We start from the raw sequence: 18,518 nt of genomic DNA, 5'->3' as shown, positions 1-18,518 counted from the left end.
ATTTTTTGCAATAAGCCTTACGCTTTCTTAACAAACTCAGATTTCAAAGCCATAGACCCGAAACCATCAATTTTACAATCGATATTATGGTCGCTGTCCGGTCTTAAACGAATGTTTTTCACTTTAGTTCCCGCCTTCACAGGTTTTGGAGCTCCTTTTACAGGAAGATCTTTAATTACGACTACAGAATCTCCATCCTGAAGCTCGTTTCCGTTCGAATCCAGAATTTTACCTTCACCAGCTGTTTCAGCAGCCGCTTCTTCAGGACTCCATTCATAAAAGCATTGTGAACAGGTCATCATATTATCTGTTGGATAGGTAAATTCAGAGCTGCATTTCGGACAAAGTACAGTATCACTCATATTTTTGATTTTTGCAAAGGTAGGATTTTTGTTTTAGACTTCAGATTTCAGACACGAGACATCAGACTGAGAGAGGAAGACGTCAATGGTGAATTTTGCTTCGCAAGTGAATGGTGAATGCTGGGGTAGAGAACCAAGAGCCAAGAACCAAGATTTTAGATATGAGATATGAGATATGAGACATGTTTCGGGAGGCGAGTTCAGGGTTTCGAGGTTCGAACCTGCAACCGTCAACTAGCAACTAGCAACTCTCAAACACTCCGACTCTCAAACCCGTACCCCATATCTCGCAACCCTTAAACCCTCCCACTCTCAAACTCATCAACCCGCTTCTCAACTCTCAACTATAATTCGTACTTTTGCAGATTCAAACAGCGAAGCAAATTTATGGAACTTATTCACAGAAACTTAGCGATCGGAATTCACGATGCTTTACAGGAAACCTTTTTCGAGAAAAATAAATACGCCGATAAGGTGATCGAAAGACTATTAAAAGCCCACAGAAAATGGGGAAGCCAGGACAGAGCCGTTGTTTCTGAGATTTTCTATAATATTATCCGCTGGAAAAAACGTCTTGAATATTATATGGGTGAGGGGGTAAAACCTACCAATATCTATAAACTAATGATTGCGTACCTGCTTTGGAGCAAGACCAATTATAAGAAATTTGAGGAATTTGACGGAATCAAAATCGCGGATATCCTTACCAAACTTAAAAAGAATACCGTTCCTACGAAAGCTATCGAGCATTCTATTCCTGAATGGCTGGCTGAAACCCTGGAAAAAGAATTAGGTTCCGGATGGGAAAAAGAAATGCACGCTTTAAATGAGCAGGCTGCTACGGTATTAAGAGCAAACAGTCTGAAAACAACGCCTAAAGAATTGATCTCTGACCTTTCTGACGAAGGTGTTGTGGCATATACGGTAAGAAATTATCCTGATGCTGTACAGCTTGAGGAAAAGAAAAATGTTTTTCTTACGACCGCTTTCAAAGAAGGTTTGTTTGAAGTTCAGGATGCTTCTTCGCAGAAAATAGGATATTTCCTTGATGTAAAAGAAGGCCAGAGAGTGGTAGATGCATGTGCGGGTGCGGGTGGAAAAACACTTCACTTAGCTGCATTGATGGGAAATAAAGGTCAGATCGTGGCTTTAGATATCTTCGAATGGAAGCTGGCTGAACTGAAGCGTCGTGCCAAAAGGGCAGGTGCCCACAATATCGAAACCCGTATGATCTCTGACAACAAAGTGATCAAGCGTCTTCATGATAAAGTAGACCGACTTCTTATCGATGCACCATGTTCAGGACTTGGTGTTTTAAAAAGAAACCCGGACAGTAAATGGAAAATTGATCAGGATTTTATCGACAGAATCAAAAAAGAGCAACAGCAGATCCTTCAGGATTACTCCAAAATGCTTAAAGTAGGAGGAAAAATGGTGTATGCTACGTGTTCTATCTTACCGTCTGAAAATAATTTACAGGTAGAAGAATTTTTGAAAAACAATGCGGGATACAAAATGGTTAAAGATGACAAAGTAATGCCTAGTCAGGGTTACGATGGATTCTATATGGCATTGATTGAAAGAGTTTCTTAATAGGAATCCCTCGAAATATATACAGCTGCTCTATTTCAGGGCAGCTTTTTTTGTTAAAAAATTTTAATCGGAGAGAATATTTAAGATAGATGTAACATCTGCTTCACTAATCCCTACTTATTATATTGCAGAACCGTTTCAAAACCATGCAGAACTTAGCATAAATATTAGAACTATTTCGCAGAAAACCTTTCTTATATGTATAAAACAACGCTATTCAATTTCTTCGCCTTATTCTTATGCTGTCTGGCATATGCACAAACTTATGAAATCCAGTACACCAGTTCTTACAATGGAAAAGTTCTTACAGAGCAGTCTCCTACCCTTGTCTGGGCAGATGCGAAAGAGAATTTTATTCTGAATAATACAATCCGGCAGCAGAAAAGCGATTATCCATATGAAATTACCAAGATCGAGAAGCCTTCCAATACCGTTGTTTCCTATGCTTTCCTGAAACCGGGAGAAATCATCTCTTCTTCAGATGCAGAATCCATCGGAAAACAGTCCTTTGAATTAACCAATGAAACGAAAAAAATTCTAGGCTACACCTGTAAAAAAGCAGTCACAAAAATCAATTCCAATACCATCGAAGTATGGTACACCAATGATTTAAAAATCAACGGTGGGCCATCTGTTTTAGGGCAGAACTTAGGTTTTGTATTAGAAATTGAAAGAAATAAAAATTCACTGATCACGGCGAGCTCAATTAAAAAAGTAAAGAAAACAGAGATTGATGCTATTATAAAAGGATCCGTACAATCTACCGATCTCTTAGGGTATAAAGACCTGCTTTGGAAAAGCCGTTTTACCACACTGAAGGTTTTTGACAATGAAACGATCAATTTTTCAGATGAATCCAAATCCAGTGAAAATGTAAAAAAATTCGCCAACGGAACGATTATCCTTAAAAAAATAAAATTTCCAGCCATCAGGGAAGGTGAAAATATATTTGTAGAAGTGAAGCAACAATCCAATGGTGATGCCTACGACAGAACGGGAACCGTATTTTTTATACCTCAGGATAAAACGTCTTCTTTTTTTGACGGACTGGAAAAAGGAGCTAAAACGCTTCCTTTATATGACAATGGAAACGGAAAGCAGTATTATGGGGTAACAGCCACTGAAAATTATAGCCCGGCGATAGAAATGATGAGATTTTTTACCGCTTTCGGGATTCAGAAATTCAATCATATTCAGTTGAAAGGAAAAGACTGGCAGACGGTGAGCCCATACCGTCAGGATATCACAGAATTAAAACCGTCGCTTTCCGAAAAAGAACTTTGGGTGGGAGCCTTTATTGGAAACTATGATAAAGGTGGCCATAAAATAAGTCTGGACATCACCATTCATAAAAGTGATCAGACTGTGTACAAAAACAATACGGTGATTCCTCTTTTCAACACTTTAAATATTATGGAAATGGCCGGTCAGGATTATTCAACGATGTTCGATAAGGATAAAGGTCTTTTTGTAGAATTTACCTTAAAAAAAAATCTGAAAAATGCTCAATTGAGATACATCACTACCGGACACGGAGGCTGGGAAAACGGTGATGAATTTGTTCCGAAAGCCAATTCTGTATTTTTAGACGGAAAAATGACGTTTTCATTTGTTCCATGGAGATCAGATTGTGGTTCTTACCGTCTTTACAACCCTGCATCAGGGAATTTTCCGGACGGACTTTCGTCATCAGACCTCAGCAGGTCAAACTGGTGTCCCGGAACGGTTACAAATCCTAATTTCATACCACTCGGGGACTTGAAAGCGGGAACGCATACCATACAGGTAAAAATCCCTCAGGGAGCTTCAGAAGGCACAAGTTTCAGTTCGTGGAATGTCTCCGGAGTTCTGTTAGGGTCCCAATAAAACAAAACCTTCTTGCAAAGAGAATTGCAAGAAGGTAAAAACACAAATGATGAAAAAAAATTATTTCGAGCCACAAAGTAAGGGCTAAAATTCATATAATAAATTACCATATATTATTAATTATTTCATTTTAATTTTGTATAGGATTAAGCCCCATTTTTCAACAGCGAAAAAAATTAATTAAATACGCGATAATTGATCGAAATAGTTAATATTTTTCGCTTAAATAAATTAATAAGTTAAAAATATTAACTTTTATTTATTTTTTATTGTTATTTTTAAACATCAAAGCTAATTTTGTTTCAAATAAGTAACAATATGTGTGGAATAGTATGTTTGTTTGATGCCAAACAAAAGACTGAAATACTGAGACCTCAGGTCCTGGAAATGTCAAAAAAAATCCGTCACCGCGGTCCGGACTGGAGCGGTGTGTTTCAGGATGAAAAAGTCGTATTTTCTCATGAGAGGCTGGCTATCGTAGATCCTACTTCAGGAAAGCAGCCTTTATTAACCAAAGACGGAAAGATCGTTCTTGCCGTGAACGGAGAGATTTACAACCATAGAGAATTAAAAGAAGAATTTCCTGATTTTGAATTTCAGACTCAGTCGGATTGTGAAGTGATTCTTGCTCTGTACGGGAAATACGGAAAAGATTTTATCGAGAAACTGAACGGAATCTTCGCATTTGCCCTATACGATATAGAAAAAGGTATTTATCTGATTGCCCGCGACCATATGGGAATTTGCCCTCTTTACCAAGGATGGGACAAAAACGGAAACTATTATGTAGCTTCTGAATTAAAAGCATTGGAAGGCATCTGCAAAACCATAGAAACTTTCCTGCCCGGACATCTTTTGTACAGTCCGGACGGTACAGAGCTTCAGCAGTGGTATAAAAGAGACTGGGAAAGCTTTGACAGCGTAAAAGACAACGAAACCGATATTTCAAAAATAAGAAAAGGCCTTGAAGATGCCGTTCACAGACAGCTGATGAGCGATGTTCCTTATGGCGTATTACTTTCCGGAGGATTAGATTCATCCGTTATTTCAGCAGTTACCGCGAAATTTGCAAGACAGAGAGTGGAAAGTGGTGACACTCAGGAAGCCTGGTATCCGAGACTTCACAGTTTTGCAGTAGGATTGGTAGGATCACCCGACCTGGCCGCCGCAAGAAAAGCAGCTGAACATATCGGATCTGTACATCACGAGGTTAATTTCACGGTTCAGGAAGGACTGGATGCCGTACGTGATGTGATTTATCATCTTGAAACGTATGATGTAACCACCATCAGAGCCTCCACTCCGATGTATCTTCTGGCAAGAGTGATTAAATCTATGGGAATTAAAATGGTTCTTTCGGGGGAAGGTTCAGATGAACTTTTCGGAGGTTATCTGTATTTCCACAAAGCACCTAACGCAAAAGAATTCCATGACGAAACGGTAAGAAAATTAGGCAAGCTCCATTTATATGACTGTTTAAGAGCCAACAAAGCATTGATGAGCTGGGGAATTGAAGGAAGGGTTCCTTTCCTGGATAAAGAATTCATGGACATTGCTATGGCCGTGAACCCAAAAGACAAAATGATCAACGTGGCAGAAGGAAAAATAGAGAAATGGGTACTAAGAAAAGCCTTTGAAGACGTTCTACCCGATGCTATCGTATGGAGACAGAAAGAACAGTTTTCAGATGGTGTGGGCTATTCGTGGATCGACACTTTGAAAGAAGTTGCCGAAAAAGAAGTCACTGACGAAATGATGACCAACGCGAGATTCAGATTCCCGCTCAACACGCCTCAGAATAAAGAAGAATACCGCTACAGAACGATCTTCGAAGAACATTTCCCAAGTGAAACGGCAGCAGCAACAGTGCCTTCCGTTCCTTCGGTAGCCTGCTCTACGCCTATCGCTTTAGAATGGGACGAGGCTTTCAAAAAGATGAACGATCCGAGCGGAAGAGCGGTGAAGGTGCATGAAACGAGTTATGGTTCGTGATGAGTTTGAGTTGGAGAGTTTAAGTGTTGGAGAGTTTTAGGGTTTGAGAGTAAGGGAGTTGTTGGTTACTAGTTGCTAGTTACTGGTTCGAATCTGGGAATTCGTATCCCGAAACATGTCTAAAGTCTAGAATCTTGGTTCTTGGCTCTTGGTTCTTGGTTCTCTAATCCAGCATTCACCATTCACTTTCGAAGCAAAATTCACAATTGACCATTTTCAACCTCAATCTCGGCCTTAATCTGGTCTGAAGTCTCGTGTCTGAAATCTCACATCTATATAATATTTTATCAATCCTGTAGCAATACGGGATTTTCTTTTGAATAAACGTTAATAATATAATATAATTTAACTGACAATCAAAAATAATATCTAAGAAATAATTATATTTGGACAACGAAAATATCAATTATAAAAAAATGAGAAGAAATCTTACTGTTTTATTTGCCTTACTATCCATCAGTTTTGCTTTTGGACAGGGAAAATATGGCAAATACTTAAATTCAAAAAAGCTTGCTTTATCTTATAAGACTGTAAAAGATCAGGACAAGGATGACTATTATCAGCAGTTCTACTGGCTGGTAAAAGCAGAGCAGCTTAAAACGTATCCTCACCTTAAAGATGTAAAACCAATTGTTTTATATGAGTTCGTGAAAAAAGTAAATCCACAGAATCCTACCAAAAAACTGGACGACAGAGGAAAAGAGCTTAGAGCAACGGCTGAATTATCTTTAAATCAATATTTTAAGAACAAAAAATTCGAGAACAATTCGGTTTTGATGTACAATCTTGAAACGTATGTAGATCCGTCTAAAGGACAATTCTATACAAGAGTAGATCCTGAGAAAATCAAGGAGCTTGTTCCTAAAGAACTGTTTGCATTCAACTCTTTAAACAGAAACTTAGGAGAAGAAAAAACCTACTACCTGTGGATCGACAAGAAAAAAGATGACTTAAACATTGTAGACATCATCCCTAGCGAAAAAGAAGATAAAGATTTCTACGTAAGACTAAAACAGTATCTTCCAGGCTATAAGTTTTCCAAATATGTTCCGACTGTGAAAAAAGGAAACAAATCAGACAAAACAGATATCGATTACTACTATATCATGCCGTTCGAACAGAACACCGATAACATCGAGTACAAAACAAAAGATTTCAAAACTTACATCTTAAGCCAGTACAGAAAAGCCGGCAACGAATGGAAAGGAGTAGAAAAACCTAGAAAATAAATTGAAAAGTCCTGTGAAAATTCACAGGACTTTTTTAATTTTATATGAAATTCTTTATCTAAGAATCAGACTGTTTTAAAACAGTATTCTTTTCAATAAAAATAAATCTGGAAATCATTGAATTTTCAGTCTACACCGAATGACAGAAACAAACCCGCAACAGATCTCTGTAAAAAAAATACTTCCGCTCATCCTTGCGACTGCGATCTTTATGCAGATGCTGGATTCCACGATCCTGAACACTTCCCTGCCCTCCATCGCCAAGGACCTTCATGAATCTCCGCTCAATATGCAGAATGCCATCATCAGTTACGTTCTGACATTGGCGGTCTTCATGCCTGCCAGCGGTTTCCTGGCGGATCGGTTCGGAACCAAAAAAGTATTTATTTTTTCACTGATTCTTTTCAGCTTAGGTTCACTGTTTTGTTCCATGTCACAAAATCTTACGCATTTGGTTATTTCAAGGGTGATTCAAGGTGTCGGGGGAAGTTTGATGACACCGGTAGGAAAACTGGCGTTGATTAAAACATTTGATAAAAGTGAATTACTGAAAGCCATGAACTTCGCTATCATTCCTGCACTGATAGGGCCTGTACTTGGTCCATTGGTCGGAGGCTATATGGTGGATTATCTTTCGTGGCACTGGATTTTTCTGATCAATATTCCTATTGGAATTTTAGGAATTGTTTTAGGGTTAAAATATATGCCGGATTACAAATCCACTGATGTTGATTTTGATTTAAAAGGATTTTTAATCTTTGCGGCAGCATCGCTTCTGCTTTCTATTTCCCTTGAACTATTCGGAGATATGCAGAATATAAGTCCCGTCCTCTTTGTATTTATTTTGGGCTTTCTATTCCTTTACTATTATTACAAACATGCAAGAAGAGGAGGAAATCCTATTTTCCCGCTGGATCTTTTTCAGGTGAGAACTTTCCGGGTAGGTATTGTCGGAAACCTGGCGACCAGATTGGGAATCAGCTCGGTTCCACTCTTGCTTCCTTTAATGATTCAGATTGCTTACAAACAGTCGGCAGTAACTTCCGGATGGATCATTGCTCCGATGGCTCTGACCGCTATGTTCGGGAAATCATCGGTCATCAAAATTTTAGATAAATATGGCTACCGACAGACATTGATGGTGAACACCTTCATCATCGGAACCCTGATCTGTCTTCTCGCCATTCCCGATATTCATGCCTCTTTATATTGGTTTGTCCCCATTATTGCCATATTAGGATTTTTCAACTCTATCCAGTTCACTTCCATGAATACCATTTCCATTGCCGATCTTAGAAATTTCCAAACCAGCAGCGGGAATTCATTAATATCCGTTAATCAGCAGCTGGCCATCGGTTTCGGAATTGCTTTCGGACTTATTGTATTAAAATTATTTGAAAGTTCGGACCTAATCAAAGGAGAAACTCACAACGCTTTCCGCTATACTTTCCTTACTGTAGGGATATTAACCATTATCTCCGGTTTTGTCTTCAGAAGACTTCACATTTCGGATGGAAAAAACATGAAATCTAAGGAAGAATAAGAACTGCCACCTCCCCACCGAACTTAACACAGATCAATGTATCTGATTTCTCTCTACCGTATTTTTGTTATATAAAATTCACAATATTATGACAGCGAAAAAAGTAGAAATCGTAGTATCTCCAAAACCAGCCCATTTTGTAGGGGACGGTTTTAGGGTTCATAATTTTATACCAGGGGTACACGGATTGGATATGAAAAGAATGGACCCATTCATTATGCTTGATTACAATTCAAAATTTCACTTCAATGGCTCGGAAAGACCAAGAGGCGTGGGCGTTCATCCGCACAGAGGTTTTGAAACAGTAACGATAGCCTATCAGGGGAAAGTAGAACATCATGACAGCGCCGGCGGCGGCGGAATCATAGGCGAAGGCGACGTACAGTGGATGACTGCCGCAAAAGGAGTTCTTCACAAAGAATATCACGAAACCGAATGGTCTAAAAAAGGCGGTATTTTTCAGATGGTCCAGTTATGGGTCAATCTTCCCGCAAAAAATAAAATGAGCTGTCCGAAATACCAGGCCATAGAAAATGCAGCAATGGAACATGTTGATCTGGGTGAAAACGGTTTAGTGGAAATCATCGCCGGAGAATATAGCGGACATAAAGGTCCTGCGGAAACATTCACTCCTTTAAATATGATGAATGCTAAATTAAAGGCAGGCGGAAAAGCTGAGTTCAGTTTCCCTGCCAACTTTAATACCGCAGCATTGGTCATTGAAGGAAGTATTACCGTAAACGGAGAGCAAAAAGCAGCAGCGGATCATCTTGTTTTATTTAAAAATGAAGGTGAAACGTTCAGTATTGAAGCTCATGATGACAGCATAGTTCTGATCATTAGTGGAGAACCAATCAATGAACCGATTTATCCTCACGGACCTTTTGTAATGAATTCAAGGGAGGAAATTATGCAGGCGTTCGAAGATTACAATACCGGGAAGTTCGGTTATCTGGAAGATTAACAGAATTTAAATTTCTCTTCATCTTACATTATTCCTTTTTTATTAACTTTATCTAATGTGTTTGGTGAAACGCAAAGACGAAAGTTCAATTGAAATGTAATGTTTAATCAATGCATCAAACCTTATAGGTTTAGTGAAATAATGAAAAGCATTCTCATATTTGATCTTTTCTCTTTGCGGTCCGCCAACCTATTTATCCTATAAAAATTTATGAAACCAGAATTTGAAAATATACCGCTTGTAAAAGCAGCAACACGATTTGAAATAGAAATAGACGGACATTTTGCCTTTATCGATTACCGTGAAATGGGTCACCAGATCGCTCTGGTACACACAGAAGCAGATCCGGAACTGGCCGGAACGGGGGCAGCTGTTGCTGTGGTAGAAAAAACACTGGCTTATATTGAAGAGAATGAAAAAAAGCTTCTTCCTTTCTGCCCTTATGTTTTTGCCTACATCAAGAAACATCCGGAATGGAAACGCATTGTTGATGAAAAATTTGAAGGCTACGACAAACTGTAATCTCAGATTCAAAAAAATTCATCGGCTTAAACACAATTCAAAAACATTTACTTTATTATGTCAAATATCGGACTTATCATAGAAGAAAAAGCAGCAGATATAGGAAATTTCCTGGTGGGACGACTTCTTCCTTTCCGTGAAAAAAGAGCGGTGGGACCTTTTGTTTTCATCGATCATATGGGACCTTCAGAGCTGAAGGACTACCAAAATCTTGATGTACCTCCGCATCCTCATATCGGTCTGTCAACTTTAACCTACCTTTTGGAAGGATCTATTTTTCACAGAGACAGCATCGGAAGCGCGATTGAAATCAAACCGGGCGCTGTAAACTGGATGACTGCCGGAAAAGGCGTAGTGCATTCAGAAAGAACGCCTGAATATTTAAGACACAGCGATAAAAGACTTCACGGATTCCAGATCTGGGTAGGTCTTCCGAAGCATCTGGAGCAGACAGAACCTAGTTTCCATCACATCGAAGCGGATGAAATCCCTACATGGGAAGAGGATGGAATTCAGTATAAACTGATTGCTGGTGAGGCTTTCGGCAGAACTTCTGCGGTTCCTGTTCACAGTAAATTATTTTTCATTGAAATCAAAACCAAAGAAGCAAAGAAAATAAGCATTGGAAAAGATCTTTACGGTGAAGCAGCGATGTATGTACTGGACGGAACAGTTTCCACAGAAGGAAATACCTACGGTTCAAAACAGCTGATGATCGCTAAAGATACCAAACTGTGTGAATTTGATATGAGTGAAAACGGTACGGTCTATCTTTTTGGTGGCGAACCTTTTGATGAGGAGCGTTTTATATTCTGGAATTTTGTAAATTCAGACAAAGAATTGCTTGATCAGGCCAAAGTCAACTGGAATGATCAGAACCATGATGCGTTTCCTTTGGTACCCGGTGACGACAAAGAATACGTCCCGCTACCTAAGGCTATTTTAAACAGAAAATAACAGTAAGGCCACATTCATTAACCATGAAAATATTAGCATTTGCGGGAAGTACGTCTTCCACTTCGATCAACAGGGAACTGGTAAAATTTGTTCTGAAAGATTTTCAGGATGAAGAAATCAATCTGATTGACCTCAACGATTTCACCATGCCCGTTTTCTCCGTTGACCTTGAAAAGAAAGGATTTCCGGAGCAAGCCCACAACTTTTTAAAGGAGATCGGAGATTGTGATGTGATCATTTGTTCGCTTGCAGAGCATAACAGATCTTACAGCTCTGCTTTTAAAAATGTTTTCGACTGGTCATCAAGGATCAACGTCAAGGTATTTCAAAACAAACCGATGCTTCTGATGAGCACTTCTCCGGGAGGCTACGGCGGCGGGAATGTAATGAATACGGCAAAAACGTTTTTCCCTCAGTTTGCAGCAGATATCAAGGATACGTTCTCCCTTCCCAAGTTTTATGAAAATTTCGATCTGGAAAGCGGCGTTATTAACCCTGATATGCTTAAAGAGCTTAAGGACAAAATAGGAAACTTTAAAAACGCGGTTAAGACCAATGACTAAAGGGAGACTGGAAGCTTTCAGTGATGGGGTTTTGGCCATCATCATTACCATCATGGTCCTTGAGCTGAAGGTTCCGGAAGGGAGCAGCTGGGCCAGTTTAAAGCCTCTTATCCCAAGAGTTCTCGCTTATATTTTCAGTTTTATTTATGTAGGCATCTACTGGAACAATCATCATCACCTCTTTCAGGCAGTAAAAAAGGTCAACGGAAGTATTCTCTGGGCCAATCTTCATCTGCTGTTCTGGCTTTCGCTGATGCCGATTGCTACAGAATGGATAGGTACGACCCATTTTGCAAAAAATCCGGTGGCAGCTTATGGGATCTGTCTCATCATGGCTGCTGTGGCCTATACGATTCTTGAGCATGTAATCGTGCGCTGTGAAGGGGAAAGTTCTCTGCTGAAAGAGGCTATATATTCAAAATTTAAAGAATATATCTCGCTTATATTTTACGTCCTCGGAATCGCCGTTTCATTTTTTTATCCTTATATTGCCATAGGTTTTTATTATATCGTGGCTCTCATATGGCTGATTCCGGACCGAAGAATCGAAAAATCACTAAAAGAAAATTGATATGGACATACACGAATATCCCAACGGCAGTATCACTGTCCTCTGGCAGCCCCAGAAGTGTATCCACTCGGCTGTCTGCGTAAAACTGCTTCCCACAGTCTACAATCCCAAAGACAGACCCTGGATAAAAGCTGAAAACGCTACTCCTCAAGAACTTAAAAACCAAATAGACCAATGCCCGTCAGGCGCATTAAGTTATAAATTCAATACAGAACAATAATGGCGGTAACCGTAAAAGCAAGTTTAGGAAAAACAAAATATTATACTGAGGTAACGGCCGGCGAAAACCAGATCATTACCGATGAACCCATCGATAAAGGCGGTCAAAATAAAGGTTTCAACCCTATGGAAATCTTAGCCACATCTCTGGCAAGCTGTACAGCAGCTACTTTGCGAATGTACATCGAACGAAAGGAATGGGACGTTGAAAACATCAGCGTAGAAGTAGAACTCGAAAATTTTCCTTTAACGAAAAGAGCTATTTTCAAAAGAGACATCAGCTTCGAAGGTGTTCTGGATGATGAGCAGCTGAAAAGACTGCATACCATCGCCGATGCCTGCCCTGTACACAAAATATTAACTAACGATATAGAAATACTAACAAAATTCTCATAATATGATCGAAGTAAAACAAAACAACGACGAAAAACACGGAAGTTTTGAGGCTTTCATAGATGGAAACCACGCAGGCCTGATGACGTATACCTGGGCCGGAGAAGATAGATTCATTATAGATCACACCGAAGTTGAAGAAGCTTATAACGGTAAAGGGGTAGGTAAAGAAATGCTTTTGACAGCTGTAAATTTCGCAAGAGATAGAGGAAAAAAGATCATTCCTCTTTGCCCTTTTGCAAAAGCCAGTTTTCAAAAAGATGAAAGCTTAAAAGACGTTTTGTAAGATTCCAGTCTATACTAATTAAAATATTTTCAAATCCTGTAATTAATAAGTTTACAGGATTTGATCTTTTAAAGATCGCACTGTCATTACCTTCTATTAAACAATTGTTCATTTATTATCAGTGATTGATATAATGCCATTACTGTTCGAAATATAAAATTACAATCCAGAATATATGAAAAAGACAAACGATATTTTTAAAAAAAATCCTGAAAAACATGATTTCCCGGCCGCTGCAGATTATTTAGAACTTTTATATGATGAGCAGAAAACCACAGAGCTCGTTAAAAATCTTACCGAAGCTAAAACTATTTATAAAAAATGCAAAGACATTCTTCGGGCCAGTGAGCTTCCTTTGCTACCCCACGAAAATAAATATGTCCGGGAAGATTTACAGAAAATCAAAGACAGCATCAAACTATCCCCTATTCTGTTAGTTCGTGGGAGCAATAAACTCATCATTGCAGATGGCTATCACAGGATATGTGCCAGTTATTATCTGAATGAAGATTTGGAAATCCCCTGCAGATTGATTTAATTTTTCAAGATCGCCGGTACCCAAAACGAAATTGTTTTTAAACTTCAAAATTTCTTTAAAAAAACTATATTTGTGAAATTTAAAAATTCATAAATATGTCCCCGTATCTACTGCTGATTATCATTATTGCCTATTTCGCACTCTTGTTGTGGGTAGCCTACAAAACAGGAAAAGGAAGTGATAATGAGAGTTTCTTTATCGGAAACCGTAAGAGCAATTGGATGCTGGTCGCTTTCGGGATGATCGGAACATCACTTTCCGGTGTCACCTTTGTAAGCGTTCCGGGGGCCGTAGGAAATGATAAGTTCGGCTATCTGCAGATCACACTGGGATATCTCATCGGATATATTGTGGTAGCTTACGTTCTTCTTCCGTTGTATTACCGTCTTAAACTGACCTCTATTTATGGGTATCTCCAGCAGAGAATGGGCCAGCTTTCCTATAAATCAGGAGCCTGGATTTTTATTGTTTCCCGATTGGTAGGCGCCACGGCAAGACTGTATCTGGTCGTGAATATCCTTCAGATTACTATTCTGGACAGTTTAGGCATTCCATTCATTGTAACAACACTGATTATTTTAGGAATGATCATTCTGTATACGTATGAAGGAGGGGTAAAAACCATTGTCTGGACAGATACCTTACAAACGTCATGTATGCTTTTGGGATTAATCATCTGTACGGTGTATATGCTGAATCATTTGGGTCTAAGCTTTGGCGAAAGTTTTACTGCGATGCAGGACAAAGGCTACACCAGAATTTTTGATTTTGATCCGAACCAGAAAAGTTTCTTTGTTAAACAGATCCTGGCCGGGGCTTTCATCACCATTACCATGACGGGAATCGATCAGGAAATGATGCAGAAAAGTTTATCGGTAACGAGACTGAAGGATTCACAGAAAAATATGGTGACTTTAGGATTTATTCTTCTTGGCGTTATCTCATTATTCCTTTATATGGGAGGACTTCTTCATCTTTACGGAGCACAGGAGCATGTGACGAGTGCAGGAGACCAGCTTTTCCCTGATGTTGCCCTGAATCATATGCCCGGCTTTATTTCCATCATCTTCATTATTGCACTGATTTCGGCATTATTTCCAAGTGCAGACGGTGCTATGACCGCTCTTACCTCTTCATTATGCATCGATATTTTTGGGATGAAAGAAAAGAAAGACTGGGATGATTCCAAAAAAGAAAAATTCAGAAAAAATATACACTTAATTGTGGCCCTTTCTTTCCTGATTATGGTGGTTATTTTTAAAATGATCAATGACAATTCCATGATCGGGCTTATTCTGAAGCTTGCAGGATTCACTTACGGACCTCTTCTCGGGCTTTTTGCCTTTGGAATTTTCACCAAATACAAGGTAAATGATAAACTGGTTCCTTACGTATGTATTGCAGCACCTGTGATCTCATACTTTATCGACAAATACCAGGAAAACATGTTCGGGGATTTCAAAATCGGTCTGGAATTACTGATCATCAACGGATTGTTGACTTTCATAGGACTCTGGCTGATCAGAAAGAAATAATGATTAGATTTGGCTAAAGCCTGATCACCCTATTACATTTTGATGCAAACGCGCTAAAGCCCGTTCCTATTGAAAATTGAATTTTCTAACAGATAACATTCGATATGAAATTATCCCTATTCATAGCCATTGGCCTTTTTGCAGGCGAATTTGTACACGCACAAAGTTCTGTTGATTTTGCTAATCTGACCAAGTATAAAGACGATAATACAGCCATTTTAAATACAAAGAAAAAAGTGGATGTGGTCTTTATGGGCAATTCCATTACGGAAGGATGGGTAAAAAGCCATTCTACCTTTTTTTCTGAAAATAATTATGTAGGCAGAGGCATCAGCGGACAGACTTCTTCGCAAATGCTTTTACGGTTTCAAAATGATGTAATTGCTCTAAAGCCGAAACTGGTGATCATTAATGCCGGTACTAATGATATTGCTCAAAACTCAGGAGCGTATGATCCGGACTTTACATTCAACAATATTAAAGCAATGGCGGATATTGCCCGAAGCAATGGAATTAAGGTAATTATTGCCTCTATACTTCCTGCAGCTGCATTTCCGTGGCGTAAAGAAATCACCGATGTTCCTCAAAAAGTAGATGCTTTGAACAGCAGATTAAAACAGTATTCTCACAGCAGCAAAATCACTTTCATTGATTATAATATAGCCATGCGTAATGACAAAGGCGGTATGCGTGACGGTCTCTCAGGTGATGGCATTCATCCCGATCCTGCTGGATATACTATTATGGAGCCTATTGTCAAGAAAGCTATTGATAAAGCATTAGGAAAGAATTAATTTAGATGTTAGACATCAGATTTCAGACATCAGACATTAGATTTTAATATGTTCCGGGATATGGGTTTTGAGATTCGTGTTCCGAGATTCGAACCAGCAACCTGCACTCAACTTACTTTTAAATTTGTTAACAACATCATTACAGAAATATCGGCATACCTCAACGAAGGCTGTTAAAACCAGTATTTCTCTGAAATAATTCTAAATCCGGATCACAAGTCCGGGTTTTTGCATTTCCGTAAGCCAGTAAAAAATTGTAAATTCGCGTGTAAATAAATCAGATATAATGAGTAAAAGTATTGAAGAGTTAAAATCTCTTACTACGCAGATCAGAAGAGACATTTTAAGAATGGTTCACGCTGTCAATTCAGGACACCCGGGCGGAAGTTTAGGTTGTACGGAATTCTTCACAGCGCTTTATGGAAAGGTAATGAATTATAAGCTGCCTTTTACAATGGAGGGTAAGAATGAGGACCATTTTTATCTTTCAAACGGGCATATTTCGCCGGTTTTCTATTCTACATTGGCGAGATTTGGCTTTTTCCCGGTAGAAGAACTTAAAACTTTCAGAAAGCTGGATTCAAGACTTCAGGGCCACCCTACTACTCATGAAGGTCTTCCGGGTATCAGAATTGCTTCCGGATCTCTGGGTCAGGGACTTTCTGTAGCGCTTGGTGTAGCTCAGGGTAAAAAACTGGACGGAGATACTTCTCTTGTTTACACGCTTCACGGTGATGGTGAACTTCAGGAAGGTCAGGTTTGGGAAGCTTTGATGTATGCTGCGGCTAAAAAAGTTGACAACATTATTTCAACCATTGACTACAACGGACGCCAGATTGATGGTGATACAGACGATGTATTAAGCTTAGGAAATCTTCATGCTAAACTTGAGGCATTCGGATGGACTGTTCTGGAAGAGAAAAACGGTAACGATCTTGAAGCAGTGATTGCAATCCTTGAGAAAGCAAAAACTGAAACAGGAAAAGGAAAACCTGTAGTGATCATTCTTCATACAGAAATGGGTTACGGTGTAGATTATATGATGGGTTCTCATGCATGGCATGGAAAAGCTCCTAATGATGAGCAGCTTGAAACAGCATTCAAACAATTATATCTGGAAGCTCCCGCTGATTATTAATCATCAATAATCCATGATAAGTGATGGTGTTTTTACATCTTTAGAAATGTCATTTATCCATTATTAAAAACTTTAGTAAAAAAAAATGAAATATACATATACAGAAAAAAAGGATACGCGTTCAGGATTCGGCGCCGGATTAGCAGAACTTGCCGACAAAAACCCTAACGTAGTGGCACTTTGTGCAGACCTTATCGGTTCTTTGAAAATGGAGAAATTCATTGAAAAAGCACCGGAAAGATTCTTTCAGATAGGTATCGCAGAGGCTAATATGATGGGAATTGCTGCAGGTTTAAGCATCACAGGAAAAATTCCTTTTACCGGAACTTTCGCGAACTTCTCTACTTCAAGAGTGTATGACCAGATCCGTCAGTCTATCGCTTATTCAGGAAAAAATGTAAAGATCTGTGCATCTCACGCGGGTCTTACTTTAGGTGAAGACGGTGCTACTCATCAGGTTCTGGAAGATATCGGGATGATGAAAATGCTTCCGGGTATGACGGTAATCAACCCTTGTGACTATAACCAGACTAAGGCAGCGACTATTGCTATCGCTGACTTCGAAGGTCCTGTATATTTAAGATTCGGAAGACCTACGGTTCCTGTATTCATTCCGGAAGATATGCCTTTCGAAATCGGAAAAGGAATTCTTCTTCAGGAAGGTACTGATGTAACGATTGTTGCAACAGGACACCTTGTATGGGAGTCTCTTGTAGCTGCTGACGAGCTTGAAAAAGAAGGAATCTCTTGTGAGGTAATCAATATCCACACGATCAAACCTTTAGACGATGAAATCATCTTAAAATCTGTTGAAAAAACAGGTAAGATTGTTACGGCTGAAGAGCACAACTATCTTGGTGGTTTAGGTGAATCTGTTGCGGGTATGCTTGCAAGAAAGAGACCTACAAGACAGGAATTCGTAGCCGTAAACGATACATTCGGAGAGTCTGCAACGCCTGCTGAACTTATGAAGAAATATAAAATCGATGCAGAAGCTGTAAAAGAAGCTGTGAAGAGAATTTTAGCTAACTAGTCTGAATAGACTATGATATACAGGCTCGGGCTGTTTCTTCGAAACAGCCCGAGCTTTTTTATATGAGATGCCAGACATTAGACATCAGATTTCAGATAGTCCTGGTGGCTTCGAGTGCCTCCTTTAGATTAGCAGAGGATAAAAGTTACTAACTTTAGAGAAAGAGAAAGCATTTAATTAAACTAAGAGTGCCTCCGAATAAGATTCATGGGCTGATAAAGAATTAAATGCTTTATTCATTTAAAACTCAAATAGAAATACGGGATTGAGGCCCATTATAAGGAGTTGAGTAAAAATGAAAAATCTCTTTTCCCTTTTTTAACCTAAACCCAAAGTTATGGAAAAAGTAATAATTGGCATTGATATCAGTGCAAGAACCTTGGACATCTGCAAAAAAGAAGACAAAAAAAAAGATTTTTT

At 39.0% G+C, this 18,518-nt stretch carries 19 protein-coding genes; 18 read left to right on the top strand and 1 reads right to left on the bottom strand.

Annotated elements, in window-relative coordinates; genetic code table 11:
- Positions 1 to 17: 17 nt before the first annotated feature.
- The gene (locus BUA72_RS08055) at positions 18 to 362 is read right to left on the bottom strand and encodes a zinc ribbon domain-containing protein YjdM (protein ID WP_072922540.1); all 345 of its coding nucleotides are present in this window, start codon (positions 360 to 362) and stop codon (positions 18 to 20) included.
- Between the two features lie 387 nt (positions 363 to 749).
- Here BUA72_RS08055 and BUA72_RS08050 point away from each other — a divergent pair, with 387 nt between their 5' ends.
- The 18 genes from BUA72_RS08050 (at position 750) to BUA72_RS07965 (ending at position 18,098) form a co-directional block, all read left to right on the top strand.
- Positions 750 to 1,955, top strand: coding sequence for an RsmB/NOP family class I SAM-dependent RNA methyltransferase (locus tag BUA72_RS08050; RefSeq protein ID WP_034728643.1), 1,206 nt, complete (start codon positions 750 to 752; stop codon positions 1,953 to 1,955).
- Between the two features lie 198 nt (positions 1,956 to 2,153).
- On the top strand, positions 2,154 to 3,821 hold the full coding sequence (locus BUA72_RS08045) for a GLPGLI family protein (RefSeq protein WP_072922539.1): 1,668 nt from the start codon (positions 2,154 to 2,156) through the stop codon (positions 3,819 to 3,821).
- Between the two features lie 318 nt (positions 3,822 to 4,139).
- Entirely contained in the window at positions 4,140 to 5,813 is a 1,674-nt protein-coding gene (gene asnB / locus BUA72_RS08040; protein WP_072922538.1) for an asparagine synthase B, read from the top strand.
- Between the two features lie 416 nt (positions 5,814 to 6,229).
- Entirely contained in the window at positions 6,230 to 7,042 is an 813-nt protein-coding gene (locus tag BUA72_RS08035) for a hypothetical protein (protein WP_034728649.1), read from the top strand.
- 139 nt (positions 7,043 to 7,181) lie between these two features.
- Entirely contained in the window at positions 7,182 to 8,585 is a 1,404-nt protein-coding gene (locus BUA72_RS08030) for an MFS transporter (RefSeq protein ID WP_047455053.1), read from the top strand.
- An 88-nt stretch (positions 8,586 to 8,673) separates the two neighbouring features.
- Complete coding sequence (locus BUA72_RS08025; RefSeq protein WP_072922537.1) at positions 8,674 to 9,549, top strand: pirin family protein; 876 nt, start codon at positions 8,674 to 8,676, stop codon at positions 9,547 to 9,549.
- A 210-nt stretch (positions 9,550 to 9,759) separates the two neighbouring features.
- On the top strand, positions 9,760 to 10,071 hold the full coding sequence (locus tag BUA72_RS08020) for a GNAT family N-acetyltransferase (protein WP_047455050.1): 312 nt from the start codon (positions 9,760 to 9,762) through the stop codon (positions 10,069 to 10,071).
- Positions 10,072 to 10,128: 57 nt separating this feature from the next.
- Positions 10,129 to 11,028, top strand: a complete 900-nt coding sequence (locus BUA72_RS08015; RefSeq protein ID WP_072922536.1) for a pirin family protein — start codon at positions 10,129 to 10,131, stop codon at positions 11,026 to 11,028.
- 23 nt (positions 11,029 to 11,051) lie between these two features.
- Positions 11,052 to 11,591 (top strand): NADPH-dependent FMN reductase, encoded by a 540-nt coding sequence (locus BUA72_RS08010; RefSeq protein WP_047455045.1) that lies wholly within the window; start codon positions 11,052 to 11,054, stop codon positions 11,589 to 11,591.
- Positions 11,584 to 12,162, top strand: coding sequence for a TMEM175 family protein (locus BUA72_RS08005; protein ID WP_072922535.1), 579 nt, complete (start codon positions 11,584 to 11,586; stop codon positions 12,160 to 12,162). Before BUA72_RS08010 ends, BUA72_RS08005 begins: the two co-directional genes overlap by 8 nt.
- A gap of 1 nt (position 12,163) precedes the next feature.
- Complete coding sequence (locus BUA72_RS08000) at positions 12,164 to 12,382, top strand: (4Fe-4S)-binding protein (protein WP_072922534.1); 219 nt, start codon at positions 12,164 to 12,166, stop codon at positions 12,380 to 12,382.
- Positions 12,382 to 12,777: an OsmC family protein gene (locus tag BUA72_RS07995; protein ID WP_072922533.1), complete on the top strand. Its 396-nt coding sequence runs from the start codon at positions 12,382 to 12,384 to the stop codon at positions 12,775 to 12,777. The genes BUA72_RS08000 and BUA72_RS07995 overlap by 1 nt, the downstream gene beginning before the upstream one ends.
- A 1-nt stretch (position 12,778) precedes the next feature.
- The gene (locus BUA72_RS07990; RefSeq protein ID WP_175548867.1) at positions 12,779 to 13,060 is read left to right on the top strand and encodes a GNAT family N-acetyltransferase; all 282 of its coding nucleotides are present in this window, start codon (positions 12,779 to 12,781) and stop codon (positions 13,058 to 13,060) included.
- Between the two features lie 175 nt (positions 13,061 to 13,235).
- Positions 13,236 to 13,598 carry a hypothetical protein gene (locus tag BUA72_RS07985; protein ID WP_072922532.1) on the top strand — a complete coding sequence of 121 codons (363 nt, stop codon included), beginning with the start codon at positions 13,236 to 13,238 and terminating at the stop codon, positions 13,596 to 13,598.
- Positions 13,599 to 13,693: 95 nt separating this feature from the next.
- The gene (locus BUA72_RS07980; RefSeq protein ID WP_072922531.1) at positions 13,694 to 15,133 is read left to right on the top strand and encodes a sodium:solute symporter; all 1,440 of its coding nucleotides are present in this window, start codon (positions 13,694 to 13,696) and stop codon (positions 15,131 to 15,133) included.
- Between the two features lie 104 nt (positions 15,134 to 15,237).
- Entirely contained in the window at positions 15,238 to 15,927 is a 690-nt protein-coding gene (locus tag BUA72_RS07975) for an SGNH/GDSL hydrolase family protein (RefSeq protein WP_072922530.1), read from the top strand.
- A gap of 283 nt (positions 15,928 to 16,210) precedes the next feature.
- Positions 16,211 to 17,065 (top strand): transketolase, encoded by an 855-nt coding sequence (locus BUA72_RS07970; RefSeq protein ID WP_291875108.1) that lies wholly within the window; start codon positions 16,211 to 16,213, stop codon positions 17,063 to 17,065.
- A gap of 85 nt (positions 17,066 to 17,150) precedes the next feature.
- Positions 17,151 to 18,098, top strand: coding sequence for a transketolase family protein (locus BUA72_RS07965; RefSeq protein ID WP_034728673.1), 948 nt, complete (start codon positions 17,151 to 17,153; stop codon positions 18,096 to 18,098).
- Positions 18,099 to 18,518 lie beyond the last annotated feature (420 nt).

This window comes from Chryseobacterium sp. OV279 (assembly GCF_900128945.1).
Lineage (GTDB): Bacteria > Bacteroidota > Bacteroidia > Flavobacteriales > Weeksellaceae > Chryseobacterium.
The sequence above is the reverse complement of the archived record's forward strand: the minus strand, read 5'-3'. Positions and strand labels throughout refer to the sequence as shown.